This window comes from Streptomyces sp. NBC_00190, assembly GCF_036203305.1.
Taxonomy (GTDB): domain Bacteria; phylum Actinomycetota; class Actinomycetes; order Streptomycetales; family Streptomycetaceae; genus Streptomyces.
Genome location: NZ_CP108131.1, coordinates 7,458,448 through 7,478,894, shown reverse-complemented (window position 1 = coordinate 7,478,894; position 20,447 = coordinate 7,458,448). Strand labels below are relative to the sequence as shown.

The 20,447-nt window shown below is 73.9% G+C and carries 22 protein-coding genes and 3 pseudogenes; 7 read left to right on the top strand and 18 right to left on the bottom strand.

What is annotated here, in order from left to right:
* Positions 1-56 precede the first annotated feature (56 nt).
* From OG429_RS34625 to OG429_RS34615, 3 genes are all read right to left on the bottom strand, one after another.
* Positions 57-323 carry a GlsB/YeaQ/YmgE family stress response membrane protein gene (locus tag OG429_RS34625; protein ID WP_328930513.1) on the bottom strand — a complete coding sequence of 89 codons (267 nt, stop codon included), beginning with the start codon at positions 321-323 and terminating at the stop codon, positions 57-59.
* An 80-nt stretch (positions 324-403) separates the two neighbouring features.
* Positions 404-1,300 (bottom strand): hypothetical protein, encoded by an 897-nt coding sequence (locus OG429_RS34620; RefSeq protein WP_328929203.1) that lies wholly within the window; start codon positions 1,298-1,300, stop codon positions 404-406.
* On the bottom strand, positions 1,297-2,184 hold the full coding sequence (locus tag OG429_RS34615; protein WP_328929202.1) for a phosphatase PAP2 family protein: 888 nt from the start codon (positions 2,182-2,184) through the stop codon (positions 1,297-1,299). The genes OG429_RS34620 and OG429_RS34615 overlap by 4 nt, the downstream gene beginning before the upstream one ends.
* Positions 2,185-2,353: 169 nt before the next feature.
* On the opposite strand from OG429_RS34615, the gene OG429_RS34610 reads away from it, so the two are divergent.
* Positions 2,354-2,962: a TetR/AcrR family transcriptional regulator gene (locus OG429_RS34610; protein WP_328929201.1), complete on the top strand. Its 609-nt coding sequence runs from the start codon at positions 2,354-2,356 to the stop codon at positions 2,960-2,962.
* A gap of 167 nt (positions 2,963-3,129) precedes the next feature.
* On the opposite strand, the gene OG429_RS34605 is transcribed toward OG429_RS34610, so the two are convergent.
* From OG429_RS34605 to OG429_RS34575, 7 genes and pseudogenes are all read right to left on the bottom strand, one after another.
* Positions 3,130-3,663 carry a TerD family protein gene (locus tag OG429_RS34605; protein ID WP_328929200.1) on the bottom strand — a complete coding sequence of 178 codons (534 nt, stop codon included), beginning with the start codon at positions 3,661-3,663 and terminating at the stop codon, positions 3,130-3,132.
* A 96-nt stretch (positions 3,664-3,759) separates the two neighbouring features.
* On the bottom strand, positions 3,760-4,938 hold the full coding sequence (locus tag OG429_RS34600) for a vWA domain-containing protein (RefSeq protein WP_328929199.1): 1,179 nt from the start codon (positions 4,936-4,938) through the stop codon (positions 3,760-3,762).
* 17 nt (positions 4,939-4,955) lie between these two features.
* Positions 4,956-6,152, bottom strand: a complete 1,197-nt coding sequence (locus OG429_RS34595) for an AAA family ATPase (RefSeq protein WP_328929198.1) — start codon at positions 6,150-6,152, stop codon at positions 4,956-4,958.
* Positions 6,149-7,807: an ankyrin repeat domain-containing protein gene (locus OG429_RS34590; RefSeq protein WP_328929197.1), complete on the bottom strand. Its 1,659-nt coding sequence runs from the start codon at positions 7,805-7,807 to the stop codon at positions 6,149-6,151. Before OG429_RS34590 ends, OG429_RS34595 begins: the two co-directional genes overlap by 4 nt.
* Positions 7,804-8,952 carry a gala protein gene (locus OG429_RS34585; RefSeq protein ID WP_328929196.1) on the bottom strand — a complete coding sequence of 383 codons (1,149 nt, stop codon included), beginning with the start codon at positions 8,950-8,952 and terminating at the stop codon, positions 7,804-7,806. Before OG429_RS34585 ends, OG429_RS34590 begins: the two co-directional genes overlap by 4 nt.
* Before the next feature lie 65 nt (positions 8,953-9,017).
* Positions 9,018-9,090, bottom strand: a pseudogene (locus tag OG429_RS34580).
* 80 nt (positions 9,091-9,170) lie between these two features.
* Positions 9,171-10,298 (bottom strand): hypothetical protein, encoded by a 1,128-nt coding sequence (locus OG429_RS34575; RefSeq protein WP_328929195.1) that lies wholly within the window; start codon positions 10,296-10,298, stop codon positions 9,171-9,173.
* Between the two features lie 224 nt (positions 10,299-10,522).
* Between OG429_RS34575 and OG429_RS34570 the strand changes: the two genes are divergently transcribed.
* Entirely contained in the window at positions 10,523-11,335 is an 813-nt protein-coding gene (locus OG429_RS34570; RefSeq protein ID WP_328929194.1) for a glutamate ABC transporter substrate-binding protein, read from the top strand.
* Here OG429_RS34570 and OG429_RS34565 read toward each other — a convergent pair.
* Complete coding sequence (locus OG429_RS34565; RefSeq protein WP_328929193.1) at positions 11,319-11,681, bottom strand: hypothetical protein; 363 nt, start codon at positions 11,679-11,681, stop codon at positions 11,319-11,321. The genes OG429_RS34570 and OG429_RS34565 overlap by 17 nt on opposite strands.
* Positions 11,682-11,842: 161 nt before the next feature.
* Positions 11,843-12,409, bottom strand: coding sequence for a DJ-1/PfpI family protein (locus tag OG429_RS34560; RefSeq protein ID WP_328929192.1), 567 nt, complete (start codon positions 12,407-12,409; stop codon positions 11,843-11,845).
* 215 nt (positions 12,410-12,624) lie between these two features.
* On the opposite strand from OG429_RS34560, the gene OG429_RS34555 reads away from it, so the two are divergent.
* On the top strand, positions 12,625-13,455 hold the full coding sequence (locus tag OG429_RS34555) for an endonuclease I family protein (RefSeq protein ID WP_328929191.1): 831 nt from the start codon (positions 12,625-12,627) through the stop codon (positions 13,453-13,455).
* A gap of 112 nt (positions 13,456-13,567) precedes the next feature.
* On the top strand, positions 13,568-13,867 hold the full coding sequence (locus OG429_RS34550; RefSeq protein WP_328929190.1) for a DUF3040 domain-containing protein: 300 nt from the start codon (positions 13,568-13,570) through the stop codon (positions 13,865-13,867).
* Between the two features lie 16 nt (positions 13,868-13,883).
* Here OG429_RS34550 and OG429_RS34545 read toward each other — a convergent pair.
* Positions 13,884-14,051: pseudogene (locus OG429_RS34545) on the bottom strand (alkene reductase); the annotation flags it as partial.
* Here OG429_RS34545 and OG429_RS34540 point away from each other — a divergent pair.
* Positions 14,040-14,270 (top strand): annotated as a pseudogene (locus OG429_RS34540) (MarR family winged helix-turn-helix transcriptional regulator); the annotation flags it as partial. The pseudogenes OG429_RS34545 and OG429_RS34540 sit on opposite strands and share 12 nt — an antisense overlap.
* 92 nt (positions 14,271-14,362) lie before the next feature.
* On the opposite strand, the gene OG429_RS34535 reads toward OG429_RS34540, so the two are convergent.
* From OG429_RS34535 to OG429_RS34525, 3 genes are all read right to left on the bottom strand, one after another.
* The gene (locus OG429_RS34535; protein WP_443051292.1) at positions 14,363-16,006 is read right to left on the bottom strand and encodes a beta-N-acetylhexosaminidase; all 1,644 of its coding nucleotides are present in this window, start codon (positions 16,004-16,006) and stop codon (positions 14,363-14,365) included.
* 62 nt (positions 16,007-16,068) lie between these two features.
* Complete coding sequence (locus OG429_RS34530; RefSeq protein WP_328929188.1) at positions 16,069-16,497, bottom strand: GlcG/HbpS family heme-binding protein; 429 nt, start codon at positions 16,495-16,497, stop codon at positions 16,069-16,071.
* Between the two features lie 45 nt (positions 16,498-16,542).
* A complete protein-coding gene (locus tag OG429_RS34525; protein ID WP_328929187.1) occupies positions 16,543-17,769 on the bottom strand; it encodes an MFS transporter in 1,227 nt (408 codons plus the stop codon).
* A 193-nt stretch (positions 17,770-17,962) separates the two neighbouring features.
* On the opposite strand from OG429_RS34525, the gene OG429_RS34520 reads away from it, so the two are divergent.
* Both OG429_RS34520 and OG429_RS34515 read left to right on the top strand, forming a co-directional pair.
* A complete protein-coding gene (locus OG429_RS34520; RefSeq protein WP_328929186.1) occupies positions 17,963-18,418 on the top strand; it encodes a MarR family winged helix-turn-helix transcriptional regulator in 456 nt (151 codons plus the stop codon).
* Positions 18,419-18,861: 443 nt separating this feature from the next.
* A complete protein-coding gene (locus OG429_RS34515; protein ID WP_328929185.1) occupies positions 18,862-19,107 on the top strand; it encodes a hypothetical protein in 246 nt (81 codons plus the stop codon).
* A 199-nt stretch (positions 19,108-19,306) separates the two neighbouring features.
* Here the strand turns inward: OG429_RS34515 and OG429_RS34510 are convergent, their stop codons facing one another.
* Positions 19,307-19,957 (bottom strand): RNA polymerase sigma factor, encoded by a 651-nt coding sequence (locus tag OG429_RS34510; protein ID WP_328929184.1) that lies wholly within the window; start codon positions 19,955-19,957, stop codon positions 19,307-19,309.
* An 8-nt stretch (positions 19,958-19,965) separates the two neighbouring features.
* On the bottom strand, positions 19,966-20,403 hold the full coding sequence (locus OG429_RS34505) for an LPXTG cell wall anchor domain-containing protein (RefSeq protein WP_328929183.1): 438 nt from the start codon (positions 20,401-20,403) through the stop codon (positions 19,966-19,968).
* Positions 20,404-20,447 lie beyond the last annotated feature (44 nt).

Here is a 20,447-nt window from a genome sequence, read left to right as displayed (position 1 = left end):
ATCCGCGTCGCCGTTCAGCTGGGCGAGGGGGCCGTCGGGACGGAACGTCGAACGGCTCAGTCGCGCGAATTGCCGAAGAGGAGGCGGTAGCCGATCAGCAGGACCAGCGAGCCGGCGATGGCAGAGCCCCAGGTGGCCAGGTCGAAGAACTGGGTCTGGATCGGCCGGTCCAGGAACTTCGCCGAGAGCCAGCCGCCGGTGAAGGCGCCGGCGACGCCGATGAGGGTGGTGCCGATCAGGCCGCCGGGGTCCCGGCCGGGCAGCAGGACCTTGGCGATGCCTCCGGCCAGCAGTCCCAGGATGATCCAGCCGATGATCCCCATGTCCATCCACTCCGTTTCGGTGTTCCGCTGTTCACCGGGGAGGACGCGGCCGGAGCCGAAACGGTTCTCCGGCTGCCTGCTCACGCCGCCACGCGGCTGACCGGCGTGGTCGGCGCGGCGGGCAGGTCGGGGTCGGCGGCCGTGGTCCGGGCGGCGGGCGCCGAGGGTGTACGGGTCAGCAGGAGCACGCCGCGCGCCGCGGCGAAGGCTCCCGCCACCGCGAGCAGCACCCCCAGGGCGCCGCCCTGGAGGCGTTCGCCGAGCAGGACCATGCCGATCGCCGCGGCGGCCAGCGGGTTGGCCAGGTTCACCACGGCCAGCGGGGCACCGAGCCCGCCCCGGTAGGCCCGCTGCGACAGGAGCATCCCGCCGACCGCGAACACCACGACGAGCAGGGCCACGGCCACGACCCGGACGCTGAGCAGGGATCCGCCTCGTCCGCCCGCCACGGCCACGGTCTGGGTCAGGGCGGAGGCGGCCGCGGACGCCAGTCCGGACGCCGTGGCGTGGCGCAGCCCCGAGCGCGGGTCCTTGACGGCGGTCAGCAACAGGATCACGGCGGCCGTTGCGCCGGAGACGGCGAGCGCCTCGGCCAGGCTGAGCGTGTCGTCGGGGGCCGGCCCGGATGCCGGGAGCAGCAGCAGGCCCAGCCCCGCGACGGTGGCCAGGGTGCCCCGCCACTCGCTGGCCGCCACCCGGCGGCCGGCTCCGCGCGCCCCCAGCGGGACGGCGGCCACGAGGGTGAGTGCGCCGAGCGGCTGCACCAGCGTGAGGGGTCCGTACCGCAGGGCCGCCGCGTGCAGGAGCGCGGCGGCGGCGTTCAGCCCGGCCGACCACCACCAGGCGCCGGAGCCGAGCAGGGCCCTGGCGCTGCGCGCGACGGCGGCGCGGGCGAGCCGCTCCTGGGCGACGGCGGCGGCCGCGTAGGTCACGGCCGAGGCGAGGCAGAGGACGACGGCGAGAGCGGTGGCGTTCACCGCTCGGCTCCTACGGAGGCGGGGGCGGCCGGATCGGCGGCGGTCCGGGGACCGGGCAGCCCGCGCACGGCGCCCGCGGCCGAATCCCCGCCCGCACCGGCACCGGCTCCCGCACCGTCACCGGCACCGGCACCGGCACCGGCACCGGCACCGGCGGCATCCGGCCGCGGGATGAACAGCAGTGCGGCCCCGAGCAGGAGGGTCGCGACGATCGCGTCGAGCCAGTAGTGGTTGGCCGTGCCGACGACCACGACCAGGGTCAGCAGCGGGTGCAGCAGCCACAGTGCGCGCCACCTGGTCGGGCGGGTCGCGGCGATCATGCCGAGCGCGAGCATCAGCGCCCACCCGAAGTGCAGGGAGGGCATCGCCGCGAACTGGTTGGCCATGGTGTCGGTGGCCGGCGCGGCCCCGTAGACGGTGGGGCCGTAGACCTGTCCGGTGTCGATGAGGTCCGCGGCGCCCAGCATCCGCGGGGGCGCGAGCGGGAAGCCGAGGTGCAGGGCGAGAGCGGCCGCGGTGAGCACGGTGAGCACGCGGCGGGCCCACAGGTAGTGGGCGGGGCGGCGCAGGTAGAGCCAGACCAGGAAGAGCGCGGTCGCCGGGAAGTGCACGGCCGCGTAGTACGTGTTGGCGGTGTGCACGAGGGCGTCCCCGTGCAGCAGCAGCCGCTGCACCGCGCCCTCGCCGGGCAGGTGCAGCGCGCGCTCGGCGTCCCAGATCCGCTCGGCGTTGCGGAAGGCCTCTTCGGTGCGTCCGGTCGAGAGCGTCCGGCCCGCCTTGTAGACGGTGAACAGTCCCGCGACGAGCAGCAGCTCGCGTATGAGGCGGCGGCGCGCGGCTCGCCGCCCGTCCGCCACCCCGCCGGGTGTGGTCTGGGAGGTCATCCCCCGGTTGGTCATCCCCCGGTCTCTCTTCCTGCTCGCACAGATCGACACGCCAGTGTATCGATACATTCGCGTATCGATACGCAGGTGTACCGATACGCTCGCGTTCCGGTACACTGCTCGTACCGGAACATGCCGTCGAGACGCCCCCGAGGAGAGCCGCACCCCCATGACGTCGACGCCGACCACCGCGCGCCGCTCCAAGATCACCCCGGAGCGGGAGCAGGAGTTCTACGAGGCCGTCCTGGAGCAGCTGCGCGAGCACGGCTACGAGGCCCTGACCATGGAGGGCATCGCCGCCCGGGCGAGCTGCGGCAAGTCCACGCTCTACCGGCAGTGGAAGACCAAGCCCCAGCTCGTCGCCGCGGCCCTGCGGGCGAATCGGCAGGGCACCCTCGTCGCCGTGGACACCGGGTCCCTCGCGGGCGACCTGCGCGAGGCGGCCCGGATCGCGGCCGGCACCTCGGGCCGCGACACCCGGCTGACGCAGGCCCTCGGACTCGCCGTGCTCAGCGACGAGGAACTGCAGGCCGCCCTGCGCGAGGCACTGGTCGAGCCGGAGCTGGCCGCCTTCGACGCGATGGTGGCGCGGGCGGTGGCGCGCGGCGAGATCGCCGCGAAACACCCCGCCGTGGAGTTCCTGCCGGCGCAGCTGATGGGTGTGCTCCGCATCCGGCCGGTGCTCGAAGGCCGGTACGCCGACGCCGACTACCTGGTCCGGTTCGTCGACGCGGTCATGCTTCCCTCCCTGGGTCTGACGCCACCCCAGGGCCCCTGAACCGGCAGGTCGCCGTCCCGATGACCGGACGGCGACCTGCCCGCGCTGCCTCGTGGGGACGGCGGCAGCGCGCCACCCGGACCGGGCGGCGGTCACTCACGCGAGGAGTGACCGCCGCCCGATCTGTGCGGCCCGGGACCACTCTTCGAGGCGGACGGCGGCGGCCGTCAGCGCACTCCGCCCATGGTCCGCGTGAACTCCTCCGGGTCGGTGTCGAAGCCGTGCAGCCGCGCGTCGAGCGACCAGGCACCCGAGTCGTCCCGGGTGAACTCGGCGACCGTGGCCGCGGTGGCGGACGGGACGGCCGCGAAGTCGCCCTGGGCGAGATCGATGTGGCCCTCGCGGATCCGGACACCGGTCCCCGCGATGTCCCCGAACGTCGTGGGGCGGTCCGCACCGGTGTCCTGGATCAGGACACCGACCACCACCCGGCGCAACTCCGTTGCCATCCGGTCGAGTTCGAGGGTCATCACCTCGTCGTAGCCGAAGCCCTGGCCCGTTTTGCTGTCCCGGTTCAGGGAGATGGTGCCATCGGGCGAACGGCTGCCGAAGTGGACCAGCTGGACGGGCACCCCGTGCAGGTCCGCGGCTCCGTAGACCGCGGCCACTATGTCGAGGTCGTGCGGGGGTGTGCCGGCGGGGCTGGGGTCCCATCGCAGCGCGATCTCCACCTTGGCCAGGCCCTTGCGTACACCAGTCACCGAACTCCCCCTCCGCACTCACGGGTATTGCCCGCCCATGGTCCCACGTGTCCCCCGCCGGAGTCCGAACGACCGTACGTTCCCGGCCAGTTCCGCTCAGGATCCGAGGTCCACCCGTACCGTCTCGACCCATCCCGGCGGCGCGGGAGCGTTCTCCCCGACCAGCGCCGCGATCAGCCGGCAGGACGGGGTCTCGTCCGGCCACGGCGTGTACCCGTCGGTCAGCACGACCACGATGTTCGGCCGGTCGGGCAGAGCCAGCGCGGCGTCGATGCCGACGCGCATGTCCGTGCCTCCGCCGCCGGTCAGGGCCACCTGGTCGGCGCTGGTCACCCGGGTCACGGCGTGTACGTCGGCGTCGCAGGCGAGGACGGCGACCCGGTTGCCGCCGACCCCGACCTCCCGCAGCACGCCGGTGACTTCGGCGAGTGCGGCGGCCAGGTCGTCCGGGCCCATCGACCCCGAGGTGTCGATGACGATCGCGACCCGCGGCAGCGGTCGGCGCAGGCTGGGCAGCACGACCCGGCCGCCGAGGGCGGGGGTGCGGCGCGAGGGGCGGCGGTAGGTGTAGTCCACGGCGCCGGCCGCCCAGGCGGCGGCTTCCCGGACCGCTCCGGACAGGGCCTGGCGCCAGTCGACGGAGGGCTCCAGCAGTTCCTCGGCCCACCGGGCCCAGCCCTCGGGGATCCGGCCCCGGGTGCGCTGGTGGGCCCGTACGGCCTGGGCGGTCTGGCGGCGCAGCGCCTCCGCCTCCACCGGGCCGACCCGGGCGGGGCCGCCGTCCTCACCCAGCTCCCAGGGCATGGGGGTGCCGTGCGCGCCGGATCCGCAGTCCACCCCGTGCGGCGTGGCGGGGATCGCCGGCAGGTAGGCCTCGAAGAGCCCGCCCGTGGCCAGGCCGAAGAGCCTGGGCTCCATCCGGCCCTCGGGCAGCAGGAGCCCGTCCGCGAGCAGGTCGTCGTTGATCTCGCAGTCCTGGGCGATGTTGACCCGGACCGGATCGCGCTGGTCGGCGGCGGGCAGGCGCTCGGCCCGGCCGTGGTGGTCGCGCAGCAGGTGCGCCACCTCGTGGATCCACACTCCGGCCAGTTCGTCGACCGGGGTCGCCTCGACGAAGGCGGGTGAGACGTAGCAGCGCCAGTGCCGGTCGACGCCCATGGTGCGGACGCCGTCCGAGGGGACGACCGTCAGGGCGTACAGGGCGGAGGCGAGGTACGGGCGGCCCTCGGCGGCCTTGTAGCGGGCCGCCAGGAGCTTCGCGCGGTCCAGGCGCACGGCCGGGCCCGCCGGGCTCAGCGGCCGCCCGGCAGGGAGCCGGACAGCTGGAGCAGTTCCACGAAGGCGTCGATGCCGGCGGGCACCGGCCAGTCGAGGTCGCGCATCGCGGCCAGGTCGGCGGCGGCGCGGGCGGCGACGTCGGGCACGCCGGCGTCCACGGCCTTGGCCAGCACCGCCCAGCCCGCCTCCCAGCGGGGGCGGGTGAGCTCGCTCTGCACGGCCGCGACCACGGCGATGAGGAAGGCCAGCTGCCGGTCGCCGCGCTCGGGCAGGGCGAAGGCGTCCGGGTCGGCGAGCACCCGGTCCGGGTCGGGCAGGTCGAGGTGTTCGAGGTACGAGAGCAGTTCGATCCCGGCGGCTTCGCCGACGGCTCCGGTCAGCGCGGCGGCCAGTGCCTCCCGGCCCGTCGAGGCCGCGTACCCGGTGGCCAGCAGCCGCAGGGCCATCTCCCAGGTGCGCGGGGAGGGCCAGCCGCGGCCGCGGGAAGCGGCCTCGGCGGGCATGTGGTGGACCAGGCCCGGCCGGGCGGTGAGGAAGCCGGAGACCGCACCGCGTGCGCGGGCGGCCGAGCCGGAGGCCTTGGCGGGGTCGACGGCCGGGATCGCCACCTCGGGCCAGGTGCCGGCCATGCCGCGGGCCACGGTGCGCGGATTGTGCGTCCAGTCGAGGTGGACGAAGCGGTTGGCCAGCGGGGGGCTGAGGTGCCAGCCGTCGGCCGCGCTGGCGGGCGGATTGGCCGCGGCGACGATCCGTACCGCCGGGGGGAGTTCGAGGCTGCCGACCCGGCGTTCCAGGACCACGCGCAGCAGGGCCGCCTGCACCGCGGGCGGGGCGGAGGACAACTCGTCGAAGAACAGCAGTCCGTGGCCGGTGCGGGCGAGGCGCACCGCCCAGTCCGGCGGGGCCATCGGGACGCCGGTGGTGGCGGGGTCGTCGCCGACGATGGGCAGCCCGGAGAAGTCGGAGGGCTCGTGGACGCTGGCGATGACGGTCTCCAGCTCCACCCCGAGCGCGGTGGCGAGCTGCCGCATGCCGGCGGACTTGCCGATGCCGGGCTCACCCCACAGGAGCACCGGCTGATTGGCCGTCACCGCCAGGGCCAGCGCCTCCAGTTGGGGGTCGGTGGCGGGTTCGCTGCGGGTGGCGCTCAGCCGCTCGCCCAGGGCGTCGGCGGCGGCCAGGGCCCGGGAGGGCTGCGGCTGGGCACTCATGCGTCGTCGTCCTCGTCTTCTTCCTCGCGGTATTCCATGTGCTCGTCGAACCAGTCGGCTCCGATGCCGGGGAACTCCTCGTCGACGCGTTCCCGCAGGAAGGTGAGGTCGGTGCGCTTGTAGCGGCGGATCTCCTGGGACAGCGACATTTCCATCTCGTCGATGACGTCGATCCTGGCACCGGCCGCCAGCAGGGCCCTGACCAGGTCCGGCGAGCCGCCCCAGTGCACCGCCGACAGCAGCGGAGTGCGCTCGTGCTTGTCCCGCGCCTCCAGGTCGAGGCCGGCCGCGAGCAGCCGGGGCAGCAGCGCTTCGTGGTCGAGCAGGTGGAGTTCGTGCAGCAGGCCGCGGCTGCGGGCCTCCCGGATCCGGGGGTCCACGCCCGCGTCCAGCAGCGCCACCACGCCCGGGGTGTCCCCGTGCTGGGCACGCAGGAACAGCTCCCGCTGCTGGTCGCGCAGGGCGCGCGGGAGCCGGCCCTCGCCCGTGGTCCAGGTCTGCTGTACGGCGAAGCAGCCGGAGACCGCGCCGCCGAACGCCCGCATGGCGCGCTCCCGTTGCTGCTCTTCGGGGGTGTGCGGCACGTCGAGGGCGCCGCCCCGCGAGCGCACCTCGTGCCATTCACCGTGGCAGCGCACCCGGACGGGCCCCGCCTCGGCGGGGCCGGGCGGACCCACGGCCGGTCCGGCACCGGGGAACAGGGAGGCGGCGACCAGCGGGTGCAGCTCGCGCGGGGTGATCCGGCCGGTGCGCACCAGTTCGAGGTCGGGCAGCCGCTGCCAGGCGTACCGCGGCAGCTGTGGCACGGTGAGTGCCTCTTCCCGCTCGACGAACCGGGCCCGGAGCCGGTCGGGGCCGTCGGGTTCCAGCAGGAGGTAGGTGCGCCAGTCGGCCGCGATCCGGTACCGCTCACCCGCGCCGGCCGCCACGAGCCGACCCACCTCCGCCGCGAGCCGGGTGAGGTCGACCGGGATCCGCTCGAAGAGGGCCTCGGGGTCCACCGGACGCTGGTACGGCTGCGGGGTGGGCACGGTCAGGTCGCACGCGATGCCCGCGGCCTCGTACGCCGCGGCGGTGTCCCCCTGCGTGCGCAGCAGGTCGATCCGCTCGGCGCGGCCCTCCGGGTCGCCGAAGCGCGCGCCCAGCTCGGACGCGCACCGGGCGTCCCAGAACGGCCGGACCGCGGTCCAGTCCTCGGGCACGAAGCCGCGTCCCGTGTAGCGCTTCCACTTCACCGGGACGACCGGCGCGCAGTGCAGGCGCAGCCGCTGCGATCCCTCGGTCATCAGGGGCGTGGTGACCGACAGGGTCGGGCCGTCGGCGCCGCCGTACGAGGCGAGCAGGATCCGCAGGTCGATGCCGATGGTGGTGCGGCCGCCCAGGACCCGGGGCAGGTGCCAGCGCAGCAGGTCCGGGGCGAGGTGGCGGAGGTCGTCCTCCACGGCCTCGGCGACGGAGGCGCCGTAGCGGGCCGCGACCTCGGGCAGGTCGAAGCCGATGTCCACGCCGGCGGCGGCGCAGGCCGCCCGCCAGTCCCCGGCCAGGCGGTGCGCGGTGGCCTGTTCGATCATCCAGCCGGGTACGGCGTACCGGCGGATCCGCTGCCAGGCCGGGCCGTCCTCGGGCAGGAAGCCGCCGGGCATGTACGGGCTCACCGGTACACGCTGCCGATGGCGCGCAGGTCCGGATGGGCGGCCCGGGCCGGGCGGAGCCGTTCGGCGAAGGAGCGCTTGACCCGGCGGGGCAAGCCGGGGCCCAGGCCGACGTACTCCAGCGGGCTGTCGTCGGGCACCGCCGCGAGCAGGCTTTTCGCACCGCGCCCGGTGAGGCCGGTGTGGCGCAGTTCCAGGCGGCGCAGGGGGCTGCCGGGGAGTGCTGCGGCCAGGGCGTACGCCCCTTCGTCGCCGGGGTCGTTGCCGCTGGATCCGAGGCTCCGCTCGGACATCGTCCGGCCGAGGTCCAGGGCCTCGACGGAGCCGAGGGCGCCGGCCAGGGCGCGCGCTCCGGCGGCGCCGATGCCGTTGCCGCCGAGACCGAGGCGGACCGGGCCCGAGGAGGAGTCGGAGGCCGCGGCGGCCAGGACGGCGGCGCCGTCGTCGCCGAGGTGGTTGGCCGGTACGTACAGCTCGCGCACCCCGGCCTGCCGGATCAGTGCGGCGAGCAGCGGCGCGGCGTCGGCGCCGAGACCGTTGCCACCGAGGAAGAGGCGTTCCAGGGGCTGCTCGCGCTCGAGCAGGGCGTCGAGCAGGAGGCGTACGCCGTCCGCGCCGATCCCGGTGTTGACCAGGTCGAGGGTGCGCAGGGCGGTGTTGCGGCGCAGCAGGGCGGCGAGGATGCGGGCGCCGTCCTCGAAGAGCGGGTTCCGCTTGAGCCAGAGGGCGCGGACGGTGGTGTCGTCGGCGAGGGCTCCGGCGAGGGCCTCCACCCCGTCGGGGCCGATCCGGTTGCAGCCGAGGTAGAGGGTGCGCAGCCCGTGGCCGTCGGCTCCGGCCGCCAGGCTCTCCGCCAGGGTGCGGGCGCCCTCGTCACCGATGGCGTTGGTCCCGAGGAGCAGGTGGGTGGCGTGTGCGGAGGCGGCCGCCGCGGGCAGCAGCCGGGCCGAGCCGCCCGGGCCGAGCCCCTGCTTGCAGAGGTCGACGCGGCCGTCGGTGCGCAGCGTGCCGAGCGGGAAGGCCTCGTCGGCCTCGACCGGGTGGTCCGCCGCGAGCCGGGCGAGGAGTGGGCCGAGGCCCGCGGGGTCGGCCGGCGGCATGTCCGGGTGCTCGATCGCGGGGCACCGTACGGGTGTCGGCTGTGTCATCACCACTCCACCGGTTCCTTCGCCGGTGCCCGGCGTCCATCACGACTTGAGACAGCAAGTAGACGCAAGACCGGTCGGATTCGAACCGACGTCCTCCAGCTCGATGCGTGGGCGCGACGACCTCTGCGCTACGGCCTTGCTGCGGACGATCATACCGTCCCGGCGGCCGAAAATCGATCACCAGTTTGGGCCATCGATCCTCGACTGCTGGGATTTATCTACCAGTTACCGTCCTGTACCGGTTTGCCCGGCCTCGGGGCATTACCGAGCGGCTTGACCTGGGCGGGGTCCGGCTCCACCCACGGGGTGTGGTCGTCGCCGATCCACTCCCCCACCGGCTTGACCCCGGCCAGCGTCGCGGAGGGCGCGAGGTCGGCGGCGGACTCGTCGTAGTAGTCGAACCAGGGCAGCCCGGCCTGGGTGTAGGCGGCCCGGTCCACCGGCGAGGGCGGCGCGTCCTCCCCGGTGATGCGACGCCACTCGGGCGGCGTCACCAGGTGGACGAAGACCCGCGCGGCCGCTTCCTGCGCCCAGGCGGAGAGCGGCCGGTCGTCCTGGTAGACCTCCTGGCGCATGGAACCGCCGACGCCGAGCCCCATCGCGGGAGCCGCGGGCCGCGCGCCCCGCGCCGGGGCCGCCCCGGGGGCCGCCGGGGCCGCGCCCGGAGCCGGGATCCCGCCCGGAGCCGCCGCCATCGGCATGGGCACCGGGCCTGCGAAGCCGGCGAGGCCGCCGACCGCGCCGGGCGGCGGGGTCGGGGGCAGCGGGGCCCCGTACGGCGAGCCGGGGGACCGGGTGGGCGCCGGATGGGCGCGCCGCCACTCCTCCAGCACCGCCGGCGTGAGCGGGAACGCCTGGAGCTGCACTCCGCCGGTGGTCTCCTCGCCGGTGACCTGCCCCTCGACGGTGGCGCCGAGCCCCAGGGGTACGGCGACGAACTGGCGCACCGTCCCGTCGCCCGAGTTGATCCCGTCCAGCCACGGCTGGCGCGGCAGCACCACGTAGTTCTGCGGACCGCGGGCGAGCCGGCCCGTCCAGCGCTCGCCCGACACCGCGCACACCTTGCCGACCCCGACCTGGAGCGCGGCGGGCTCACGGGTACCGGCGAAACTCAGCCACATCGCCTCGCGCAGGTACACGGGCAGCATCACGCCGCCCTTCGCGAGCCACTCCGGCGGCACCGTGTCCGGGTAGTCCTCCACCCTCCGGAGCGGGAACTCCCCCAGCCCCGGCGGCAGCGCGTGCGTGCCCGATTCGGGAAGCCGAAGGGTCCGGATGAAGCGGATCTGCACCCCTTCTCCCAGTAGCAGCGCATTCCCGTCGATCCGTACCGAACCTGTCCCCATGCCCGCCCCTCTCCCGCGTTCTGCGGCTCCGGTCCGGTTCCGCCGCAGAATCTGCGGCCGGTCCGGATCGTTATCCTCAAGTTTTGCTCAGATCTAGTGACGCTGCGGCCGCCAGCTTCCTAGCTTCCTCGTACACGTGTCGTGACGTCCCCCACGCATTCGCGGTTCCACGCGCCCCGGCGATCCCGGGGCGCGTCCCGCGTCACCGAGGAAAGAGTGCAGCAATGAAGGTTCCCCAGGCCGGTGCGGTCGCCGCAGTGATCGCCCTCGCCCTGACCACGTCCGGGTGCGGCGGTGACGACCAGGCCAAGGGGACCCTCTCCATCGGCATCAAGTTCGACCAGCCCGGCATCGGGCTTCGCGAGACCGGTGGCGTCTTCTCCGGTTTCGACGTGGACGTCGCCACCTACGTGGGCAAGGAGCTCGGCTACAAGCCGGACCAGATCGAGTTCAAGCAGGTCTACAGCAACGACCGCGAGCTGCTGCTCCAGTACAACGAGGTGCAGTTCGTCGCCGCGAGCTACTCGATCAACGAGAAGCGCAAGGAGAAGGTCGACTTCGCGGGCCCGTACTTCGTGGCCCACCAGGACCTGCTGGTCCGCGCCAGCGACAACACGATCTCCAAGGCCGAGGACCTCAACAGCAAGCGGCTCTGCTCCGTCACCGGCTCCACCTCGGCGGAGAACATCAGGAAGGGCCTCGCCCCCAAGGCGAGCGTGCTGGAGCTCCCCGGTTACTCGGAGTGCCTCGTCGCCCTTGAGGACAACCTGGTCGACGCCATGACCACGGACAATTCCATCCTGGCCGGGTACGCCGCCCACAAGGGCAACGAGGGCAAGTTCAAGCTGACGGGCCAGAGCCTGAGCACCGAGAACTACGGCATCGGTGTCAAGAAGGGCAACAAGGAACTCCAGACCAGGATCAACGCCGCGCTGAAGAAGATGGTCGCGGACGGGGCCTGGGAAGCGGCCGTGAAGAAGAACTTCGGCGCCGACTACAAGTACGAGCCGGCGCCGGCGATCACCACGGGCAACTGACGCTCGTCGAGGCGGTGGCCGGCTCCGACCAGTCGGCGCCGAAGCGGGCGCTGACGACGTAGAGCCGGTCCCCGTACCCCGCCGTCGGGCGCCCGCTCGATGCCGCTGGCGCCCCGGCACTCGCCGCCGGGCGGGACCGGGTCCGTTCGCCGCCTGCGAGGAGCAGCCTGCCGTACGCGCCGAGCTTGAGGCCGACCTGCTGCGGCCCCTGGCCCCGGGTGACGAACCGGCCGATCCCGGTGGTGAGGTCGGCCCGGTAGACCGAGCCGTCGATCAGCGAGCCGATGCACACCGCCCCGCGGACGGATACGGCTGTGCCCTCGGGCTGGAAGCCGGGCCGGGTCACGACGGTGTCGGGCCGCCGGGCGGCAGACGACGGGCTCTCTCGGCCGGCGGGGCCCGGTCGGCCGGGCCTGGGCGAGCGGGGCGAGCAGACCCGCGCGGCGCCGCCGAGGGCGGCGGCCGCGCCGATGAACCTGCGCCGGCCCAGTGGGAGCCCGCGGCCGGTCAGAGCACCGGGGCCTTGCTGCGCAGCACCGTCAGGAACTCCCGCATCCAGCGGGAGTGGTCGGGCCAGGCCCTCGCCGACACCAGCGTGCCGTCGACCACGGTCTCGGAGTCCTCGAACGCGGCCCCGGCCGCCTTCATGTCCAGCTCCAGCGCCGGATACGCGGTCACCCGGCGGCCGGTCAGGCCCCCGGCCGCGGCGGTGATCAGGGGGCCGTGGCAGATCTGGGCGATCGGCTTGTCCGCGTCGGCGAAGGCGGCCAGGATCCGCCGCACCTCGGGGTCGTTGCGCAGGTACTCCGGCGCCCGGCCGCCCGGGACGACCAGGGCCGCGTAGTCCTCGGTGGCCACGTCGGTGAAGGCCAGGTCCGCCGGCCAGGTGTAGCCGGGCTTCTCGGTGTAGGTGTCGAAGCCGTCCTCGAAGTCGTGGACCACGAACCGCAGCTTCTTCACCGACGGAGCGGCGATGTGGACCTCGTATCCCTCCTCGCGCAGGCGCTGGTACGGATACAGGACCTCCAGCGACTCGGCCGCGTCGCCGGTCACGATGAGGATCTTCACTGCCATGGGCTGCTCCAGGGAGGGCTGTACAGGGGCGGACCGGCCCCGCGGGGCCACCGCTACCCTGCCCGCGCCGCGCGCCCGGCACACACCGGGGTGAGCATGCCGGACACATGGATTTTACCTGTTGGGCACATGACAATGTGAGCCTCGCTCTGCCACCTGACACCCCGCCAATTCCCCGGGCGGGGACGGTGCGTATGGAGAGGTACCCCCACGTGATGAGAATCTCGCGCCTGACTCCCTGGGCTGCCGGCCTCGCGGCCGCCGCCCTGTTCGCCGTCCCGGCCGCCGCCTCGGCGGGCCAGCAGCGGACGGCGGACGCCCAGTCCGCCACGGCCACGGGCGCGGCCACGGCCGCGACCACGGTGGACGATTACTACGCACCCGCCGCGGGCAAGACCGGCGCCGCGCTGAAGACCGCACTGCACGACATCATCCAGACCCAGTCCAAGGTGACCTACGACGGCGTGTGGAACGCGCTCAAGGTGACCGACCAGGACCCGGCGAACCCGAACAACGTCATCCTGGTCTACTCCGGCCGCTCCCAGTCCAAGTCCACCAACGGCGGCGGCTCCAACGACTGGAACCGCGAGCACGTCTGGGCCAAGAGCCACGGCGATTTCGGCACGGCGACCGGCCCGGGCACCGACCTGCACCACCTGCGCCCCGAGGACGTCACGGTCAACAGCACCCGCGGCAACAAGGACTTCGACATGGGCGGCAGCCCGGTCTCCGAGGCCCCGGGCAGCTACACCGACGCCGACTCCTTCGAGCCGCGGGACGCGGTCAAGGGCGACGTGGCGCGGATGCTGCTCTACATGGCCGTGCGCTACGACGGCGGCGACGGTTTCGCGGACCTGGAGATGAACGACAAGGTCAACAACGGCACCGCCCCCCTCTTCGGCCGGATCAGCCTGCTGAAGCAGTGGAACCAGATGGACCCGCCGGACGCCTTCGAGCAGCGCCGCAACCAGGTCATATTCGACAGCTACCAGCACAACCGGAACCCGTTCATCGACCACCCGGAGTGGGTCAACTCCATCTGGTAACCGGAGGGGCAGCCGTGACGTCCTCCGGGGTTGGGCCGCGCCTTGGCCGGGTATTCGCAGGCCAGAGGCTGCGGTCCGCGCCCGGCGGGACAGCACACGGAGGTACGTCGTCATGGACGGAGCCGGACTTTCCGATCACGAGCAGCGCGCCCTCTCGGCGATCGAAGCCGACCTGAAAGGCGACCGGTCCCTCGACCGGCTCCTGCGGTCCGGCCATCCGCGCCGCCGCACCCTGGCGGCCTGTCTGCTCGGCGCGGTGACCGTGGCCCTGTTCGTGGCGGCCTCGGTCACCGTGTCCCAGCCGCTGATCTGGGCCTTCGCCGCCGCCTGGACCCTGACGGCGGTCACGGCCCTGCCGCTGATCGGCCGGTGGGCCTCCCGGCGCTGGCAGCTCCGGGACCGGCGGGGCTGAGCGGAGCGGCGTACCGTCACCCGGCGTATACGGCGACTAAACGGACCGGATAGTGCGTGTAGCCGCGGGCGTCGCCTCCCAAGAAGGTGGAGCGGTCCGGGGTGTTGTACGGGCCCTGCGTGCGCAGCCGCTCCGGCAGGTCGGGGTTGGCCAGGCAGAGCGCCCCGAAGGCCAGCAGGTCGGACATGTACGGCGCCGCCCCGACCCGTCCGACCGGCGCGCCTCCCTGGTCGAGGCCACGGAGACCAGCTGCGGCCTCCTCGTCGAGGTGCGCCGGGCCTGGGGCGAACTGGAGCGTCAGACCCTGGACGGCCTGGACGAGGCCGAACGCACCGAACTGGTCCGGCTGCTGGGCAAGGTGGAGGGCTCCCTCTGCGGTGACATGGTCGCCGACCATGGATGACCGGTCCCCGCGGACGGGCCCTGGGGCGCACTTCGGGTGCGGGGCCACCCTGTCGCCCGGGGTGGCGGCCGCGGCGGCCTGACCCCGCGAGATCACCCCGGCGGGTCCAGGCGGTCGGCGAGAGCGCTGAAGCCGGTCCACGGCAGGGCCGGGGTGCGGGCGTCCCAGACCTTCTGGGACAGCGCGGCCAGCGGCACCCGGATGCCCGCCGCCACCTGGTTCTGGGTCTGCGCTCCGGACAGGTCGCTCCAGACGGCGAGGCGCCCGCCCAGGATCTGGTCCGCGTACTGCGCCGGGACGGGGGTGGTACCGCGCAGGACCAGCGGGGTCCACTGCTCGTAGATGCGCTTGCCCGTGGGGTACGTGAACTGGTTCGGCTCGCCCAGCACGTAGTACAGGTACTCGTCGTTGAGGTTCACGACCTTGCGGCCCTCGCGCAGGTACTCCAGCGGCGGACGGGCGCCGATCTCCTTGCCCGTCCAGTACTCGACCTGGATGTCCTTGGCCGCGCTCGTGACACCGCCGCGGAAGAAGCCGTCGTTCCAGGCCTTCAGCGCCTTGCCCGAGGGCCGCACCGTGTTCGCGCGGTCGTTGAGCCAGCCCGTGGCCAGGTCCTGCACGCGCGCCGTGGGCCCGTACCGCTGCCGGGCCGCGCTCGCGAGCTGCGGGAAGGAGGCCTCAGGGTCGCGGACCACCAGCGCCTGGTACTCGTCGGCGCCCAGGTGCCAGGCCCCGCCGGGGAACAGCGGCCGGTACTCGCGCAGCAGCTCGTCGACGAGCTTCGCGGAGGCGGGGTTCGATATGTCCACCGCCCCCTTCACCGCCCGGCCCTGTGCGTCGCGCAGCTGCAGGCCGGGGTGGGCGCGCAGCACCGCGCCCAGGTGTCCGGGCGAGTCGATCTCGGGGACGACGGTGATGTGCAGGCGGGAGGCGAGTGCGGTGATGGCGCGCACCTGTGCCTTGGTGAGGTGCGGGGTGGAGACGATCTCGGGATGGCTGTCGGACTCGATCCGGAAGGCCTGGTCGTCGGAGAAGTGCAGGCCGAGCTGGTTGAGCTTCAGGTCCGCCATCTCGCGCAGCCGGTCCTCGATCCAGTCGGGGGTGAAGTGCTTGCGCGCGATGTCGAGGTTGAGCCCGCGCTGCGGCTTGGCCGGGCCGTCGCGCACGGTGCCCTCGGGAGCCGAACCGGCGCTCTTCACCGCCTGTTTGAGGGTGCGGGTGCCGTAGAAGACCCCGGCCTCGTCGGGTCCGGCGATCCGCACCCGGCCGTCCTTGACCGCGAGGGTGTACGACTCGGGCGGGCCGGATCCCTTGGCGCCCAGGGAGAGTTCGACGTCTCCGGTGCGCGGCTCCCCCGACTCGGCGTATCCCATGCGCAGTTCACCGGCGAGCAGTTTGCCCTCGTCCGACAGGGCCGCCTTGTCGGACGGCGCGACCACCACGCGGGCCTGCGGGGCGGGCTTCCAGCCGGGGCCCCGGGCGGGTATGTGTTCCCGTACGGCGGGGATGGTGCTCGGGGCGGTGGACAGGGCGTAGGAGGGCGTCGGGGACGGGGCGGGTTCGGTGGGCGCCGCGGACGGGGCCGACGAGCCGGCACTGGCACCGGGTGTCGGGGCGGCAGGGGCGCGGGCCTCGTCGGAGGCGGCCGTGCAGCCCGGGACGGCGAAGGTGACCAGTGCGGCGACCGTGGCCGTCGCTATGACGTGGCCTCTCACGTGAAACCTCGGATTTCGCATCGTGCGCCCGTATCCCCCGTACCAACCTGGCACGAGGGACACGGGCGCGCGACCCGGAGGCCTCAGGCCAGGGCGTCGAGCGCGGCGGCGGCGAACCCGTGGTCCTGGTCCGGGGCCCCGCCGCCGACGCCGATCGCGCCGATCAGGCGGCCGTCGCGGTGGACGGGCAGCCCGCCGGCGATGAACAGCAGCGGCCGGTCGAGGGCGGTGGGCAGCGTGTGGAACAGCCCGCCGGGCCGCACGGCGTCGACGAGGTCGGCGGTGGGCGCGTTCAGCTGCAGGGCCGTGTAGGCCTTGCGGGTGCTGGTCTCACCGGAGATCAGCACGGCGCGGTCGTCGCGGCGGAAGGCGAGCAGGTGACCGCCGGCGTCGAGGACGGTGACGCTGACCGTGGCCCCGGCCGCTTCCGCGGCGGTCCGGGCGGCGGAGACGAGCAGGTCGGCGTCCTCGCTGGTCAGGGGGGCGACGGCGGTACGGAGGAGGCTGGACATGCGGGTTTCTCCTTGCAGGGGGGTGTACGACGGGCAGGTGGCGGGTCAGAGGTGAGCCGGGACGGCGGCGGGCGTCTCGTGGGTCCCGGTCGCGGCCACGCGGCCGGGGCGGTGCGCGAGCCCGGCGGTACGGCGCTCCAGCGCGCCGGATATCAGGGCGAGCACCAGGGCGGAGGCGGCGAGCGCCGCGCCGACCCAGTTCGGGGCGGTCCAGCCGAGGCCCGCGGCGATCACCAGGCCGCCGAGCCAGGCGGCGAGGGCGTTGCCCAGGTTGAAGGCGCCGATGTTGACCGCGGAGGCCAGGGTCGGCGCGCCCGCCGCCTGGTCGAGCACCCGCTTCTGGAGCGGGGGCACGGTCGCGAAGCCGAGGGCGCCGATGAGCACGATGGTGACGGCGGCGCCCGCCTTGGTGTGAGCGGTGAGCGTGAAGACGGCCAGCGTGACGGCGAGCGCGCCGAGGGACACGTACAGCATCGGCATCAGCGCGCGGTCGGCGTACCGGCCGCCGATGAGGTTTCCGGCGACCATGCCGAGGCCGAAGAGGACGAGGAGCCAGGTGACGGACGAGTCGGCGAAGCCGGCGACGTGGGTCATCATCGGGGTGATGTAGGTGATCGCGGCGAAGACGCCGCCGAAGCCGAGCACGGTCATCGCCATCGCGAGGAGCACCTGGACGTTGCGGAAGGCGGCCAGCTCGCGTCGGATCCGTACGCCGCCTTCGGGCCGGGGCAGTTCGGGTACCAGCCGGGCGATGCCGAGCAGGCCGAGGACGCCCAGCCCGGCGACGATCAGGAAGGTGACGCGCCAGCCGAGGGTCTGCCCGACGAGGGTGCCGAGCGGGACGCCGACCACGTTCGCCACGGTCAGGCCGGTGAACATCATGGCGATGGCTCCGGCCTTCTTCTCGGGGGCGACGAGCCCGGCGGCGACGACGGCGCCGATGCCGAAGAAGGCGCCGTGGGCGAGGGAGGCGACGACGCGGCCGGCCAGCATGACCTCGAAGGCGGGGGCGAGCGCGGAGAGCACGTTGCCCGCGATGAACAGGCCCATGAGGAGCATCAGCATCCGCTTGCGGGGGATGCGGGTGCCGAGGACGGTCATCAGCGGCGCGCCGAGGACCACGCCGAGGGCGTAGCCGGTGACCAGGAAGCCCGCGGTGGGGATGGAGACGCCGTACTCGCCGGCGACCTCGGGGAGCAGGCCCATGATCACGAACTCGGTGGTGCCGATCCCGAAAGCCCCGATGGCGAGGGCGAGCAGTGCGAGAGGCATGAGGGGAGGAGCCCTTCAGGGGAGGGGGTGGAGCGGTTCGCGGTGCCACGGCCGCCGACGCGCGGCGTATGTTGCCGCCGCTGTTTACGTGCGTCCACATTAATTGCACACGCGGGATATTTGCAAGCGCGGGCTATTGCGCAGGTGGCCTATCCTGGTGGCGTACGCGGTACCCGCTTCGGAGGAGGAGCCCATGACGGCCACGGACAGCGCGCTCACCGCCCTCTCCCAGGGCTGGTGCGCCCTCTCCCTCCTGCACGGGCGGATCGAGGCGCACATCGAGCGGGAGCTCCAGGCGGGACACGGCCTGAGCGTGCGCGAGTACTCGCTGCTCGACGTCCTGAGCCGCCAGCACGGCGGACCGGGCGGACACCTGCGGATGCACCAGGTCGCCGACTCGGTGGTGCTCAGCCAGAGCGCGACGACCCGGCTGGTCAGCCGGCTGGAGGACCGCGGCCTGCTGAACCGCTACATCTGCGACACCGACCGGCGGGGCATCTACACCGACGTGAGCGAGGCGGGCCTGTCCCTGCTGGCCGCGGCCCGGCCGACGAACGACACCGCCCTGCGCGAGGCGCTGGACGAGGCCGCGCGGAACCCCGAACTGGCCCCGCTGGTCGCGGTGGTGGAGAACACCCGGGCCGGCTGAGGGCTGCGGGGCAAGGCGCATTCCTCGCACTCGTCCATGGCAATGGAGTCGCCAAGTGAGGTGACCTGCCGGCACCTTCCAGCGGATCGCCGGAACGGCTGAGTCGGCTCGGTCGGGCTTCGGTGCGCCAGAGCTCTCCGGCGCGCAAGGCACTCCGAAACGGGGTTGGTCAGCGGGCTGTTGTCGCTGAGCGCCGGGTCGCGGAGGTATGAGAGTGCGGGCTCGGCCACGTCCCCGGAGGCGGGCCGACCTCGGGTGCGACCGGATGGCAGTGTGCGGGATTCTGTTCGTACCGCATACCGGCATCCGGTGGGAACGACGCGACGACATCCACGAAGCCTTCCCCGGCCTTGCCACACATGCCTCATCACACACCGGCACGTTCAACGCGCCTTGGTGAGGACCTCTAAGGCTTGAAAGGGCTCGGGGACGCCGAAGGAGGTGTGGAGCGGGAGCTCGTGGGTGGCGGGGACGCCGACGAGGGCACGGACTTCGACGGTGAGACCGAGGCCCCCGTGGGAGTCCGCGTCGCGGACGGCGTGGTGCTCGGGCCCGGCGTCGGCGCGGAGCTCGGGTCCGGCATGACGGACGGCGACGGCCGGGGAGTCGGCGTAGGGGACCCGATCTCGGGCGGCGCCGCGGGCGGCGCCGGGCGGACGGGAGGCGGCTCGGGGGCGAGCACGAGGTAGCCCACCGCGGCGGCGGCCGCCGCGGCCAGCCCGGCCAGGGGCAGCCCGAGGCTCCGCAGCCGCGCCACGGGGAACCCGGGGAACCGCCGTACGTGCGGCCCCGGCGGATCGGCCGGGCGCAGCTCGCGGACCGTCACACCGGCCGCGCGCGCGTCCAGGGCCTCCCGCAGCCTGCGCTCGACGGGGCGTTCGCCGTACGTCATACCCGTCCCTCCAGAATCCGTTCCAGCGCGTCCAGCGCCCGGCTCGCGTTCGACTTCACCGCTCCCCGGCTGATCCCGAGGGTGGTGGCGATCTCCGCCTCGCTGAGCTCGGCCCAGTACCGGAGCACCAGGACCTGGCGTCGGCGCGGGCTCAACCGGCCCAGCGCGGCGAGCACTTCGCGGTGCGCCTCGTCGAGGACCACGTACGCCTCCGCCGACGGTACGTCTGCCGCCGCGGGCGGCGTCCAGGCCCGGGCGGTCCGCCTGCGGCGCAGGACCGAGCGCGAGGTGTTGACGACGGCGGTGCGCAGGTAGCCGAGGGCGTTGTCCACCTCGGTGATGTGCTCCCCGTGGCGGCGGTACAGGGCGGTGAAGGCGTCCTGGACCACGTCCTCGGCGGTGGCCGGGTCGTCGACGAGGAGCACCGCGAGGCGGACCATGCGCAACCGGTGCGCGTGGTAGAGCGCGGTCACGGTGGGCGGCGGATCGCCCGGGCTTCCGGTCGTGTCGTGGAGGTACGGGTACCCGTACGGCCGGGGCACGGCGGCCGGGGCGGAGCTGTCGCGGCGCAGCAACGACCACAGGCCCCGCCACGCCCGGCCGAAGCCGGGCGTGAGGGGGCCGACGGATGGTGCGAGGTGGAGCACGGTGTTCCTCAGCCGTTGGCGCGGCGCCGCACGGCGTACAGGGTCCCGGCGCCGGCGGCGATGAGCACGGCGGCCCCGGCTCCCAGTGCGGTGTTGGTCGCGGAGGAGCCAGTATGCGCGAGCTCGAACCCGGCGGGCGAAGCCGAGGGCTGGGGGGCGCCGCCGGGAGCCGCGCTGGGGGCGGCGCTCGGTGCCGCACCGCCGGGCACGCTGACGGACGGGCTCGGCGCGGCACTGCCCGGCACGCTGACGGACGGGCTCGGCGTCGCGTCGGTGGAGGCCGTCTTCGGCGCGGCGCTCGGCGAGGCGCTGGACGCGGGCGCCGGCACCGGCGAGGCGGAGCCCCCCACGGCGAAGGCCGGTCCGGCGAGAGCGACGACCGCCCCGGCGGCGGCAGCGCCGAGGGCGGCCCGGCGGACGGTGCGGGGGACGCGCTTCAGGTTCATCACGGTGGTTCTCCACGGTCGGGTCGAGGGAGCCGGATCGCACC

Excerpts from the sequence above, each read along its gene's own strand:
- OG429_RS34615 (WP_328929202.1), bottom strand. The coding sequence starts at position 2,184 with ATGACCTCCCAGACCACACCCGGCGGGGTGGCGGACGGGCGGCGAGCC.
- OG429_RS34625 (WP_328930513.1), bottom strand. The coding sequence starts at position 323 with ATGGGGATCATCGGCTGGATCATCCTGGGACTGCTGGCCGGAGGCATC.
- OG429_RS34570 (WP_328929194.1), top strand. The coding sequence starts at position 10,523 with ATGAAGGTTCCCCAGGCCGGTGCGGTCGCCGCAGTGATCGCCCTCGCC.
- OG429_RS34550 (WP_328929190.1), top strand. The coding sequence starts at position 13,568 with ATGGACGGAGCCGGACTTTCCGATCACGAGCAGCGCGCCCTCTCGGCG.
- OG429_RS34610 (WP_328929201.1), top strand. The coding sequence starts at position 2,354 with ATGACGTCGACGCCGACCACCGCGCGCCGCTCCAAGATCACCCCGGAG.
- OG429_RS34525 (WP_328929187.1), bottom strand. The coding sequence starts at position 17,769 with ATGCCTCTCGCACTGCTCGCCCTCGCCATCGGGGCTTTCGGGATCGGC.
- OG429_RS34560 (WP_328929192.1), bottom strand. The coding sequence starts at position 12,409 with ATGGCAGTGAAGATCCTCATCGTGACCGGCGACGCGGCCGAGTCGCTG.
- OG429_RS34595 (WP_328929198.1), bottom strand. The coding sequence starts at position 6,152 with ATGAGTGCCCAGCCGCAGCCCTCCCGGGCCCTGGCCGCCGCCGACGCC.
- OG429_RS34535 (WP_443051292.1), bottom strand. The coding sequence starts at position 16,006 with ATGCGAAATCCGAGGTTTCACGTGAGAGGCCACGTCATAGCGACGGCC.
- OG429_RS34575 (WP_328929195.1), bottom strand. The coding sequence starts at position 10,298 with ATGGGGACAGGTTCGGTACGGATCGACGGGAATGCGCTGCTACTGGGA.
- OG429_RS34505 (WP_328929183.1), bottom strand. The coding sequence starts at position 20,403 with ATGAACCTGAAGCGCGTCCCCCGCACCGTCCGCCGGGCCGCCCTCGGC.
- OG429_RS34520 (WP_328929186.1), top strand. The coding sequence starts at position 17,963 with ATGACGGCCACGGACAGCGCGCTCACCGCCCTCTCCCAGGGCTGGTGC.
- OG429_RS34585 (WP_328929196.1), bottom strand. The coding sequence starts at position 8,952 with ATGACACAGCCGACACCCGTACGGTGCCCCGCGATCGAGCACCCGGAC.
- OG429_RS34555 (WP_328929191.1), top strand. The coding sequence starts at position 12,625 with ATGAGAATCTCGCGCCTGACTCCCTGGGCTGCCGGCCTCGCGGCCGCC.
- OG429_RS34530 (WP_328929188.1), bottom strand. The coding sequence starts at position 16,497 with ATGTCCAGCCTCCTCCGTACCGCCGTCGCCCCCCTGACCAGCGAGGAC.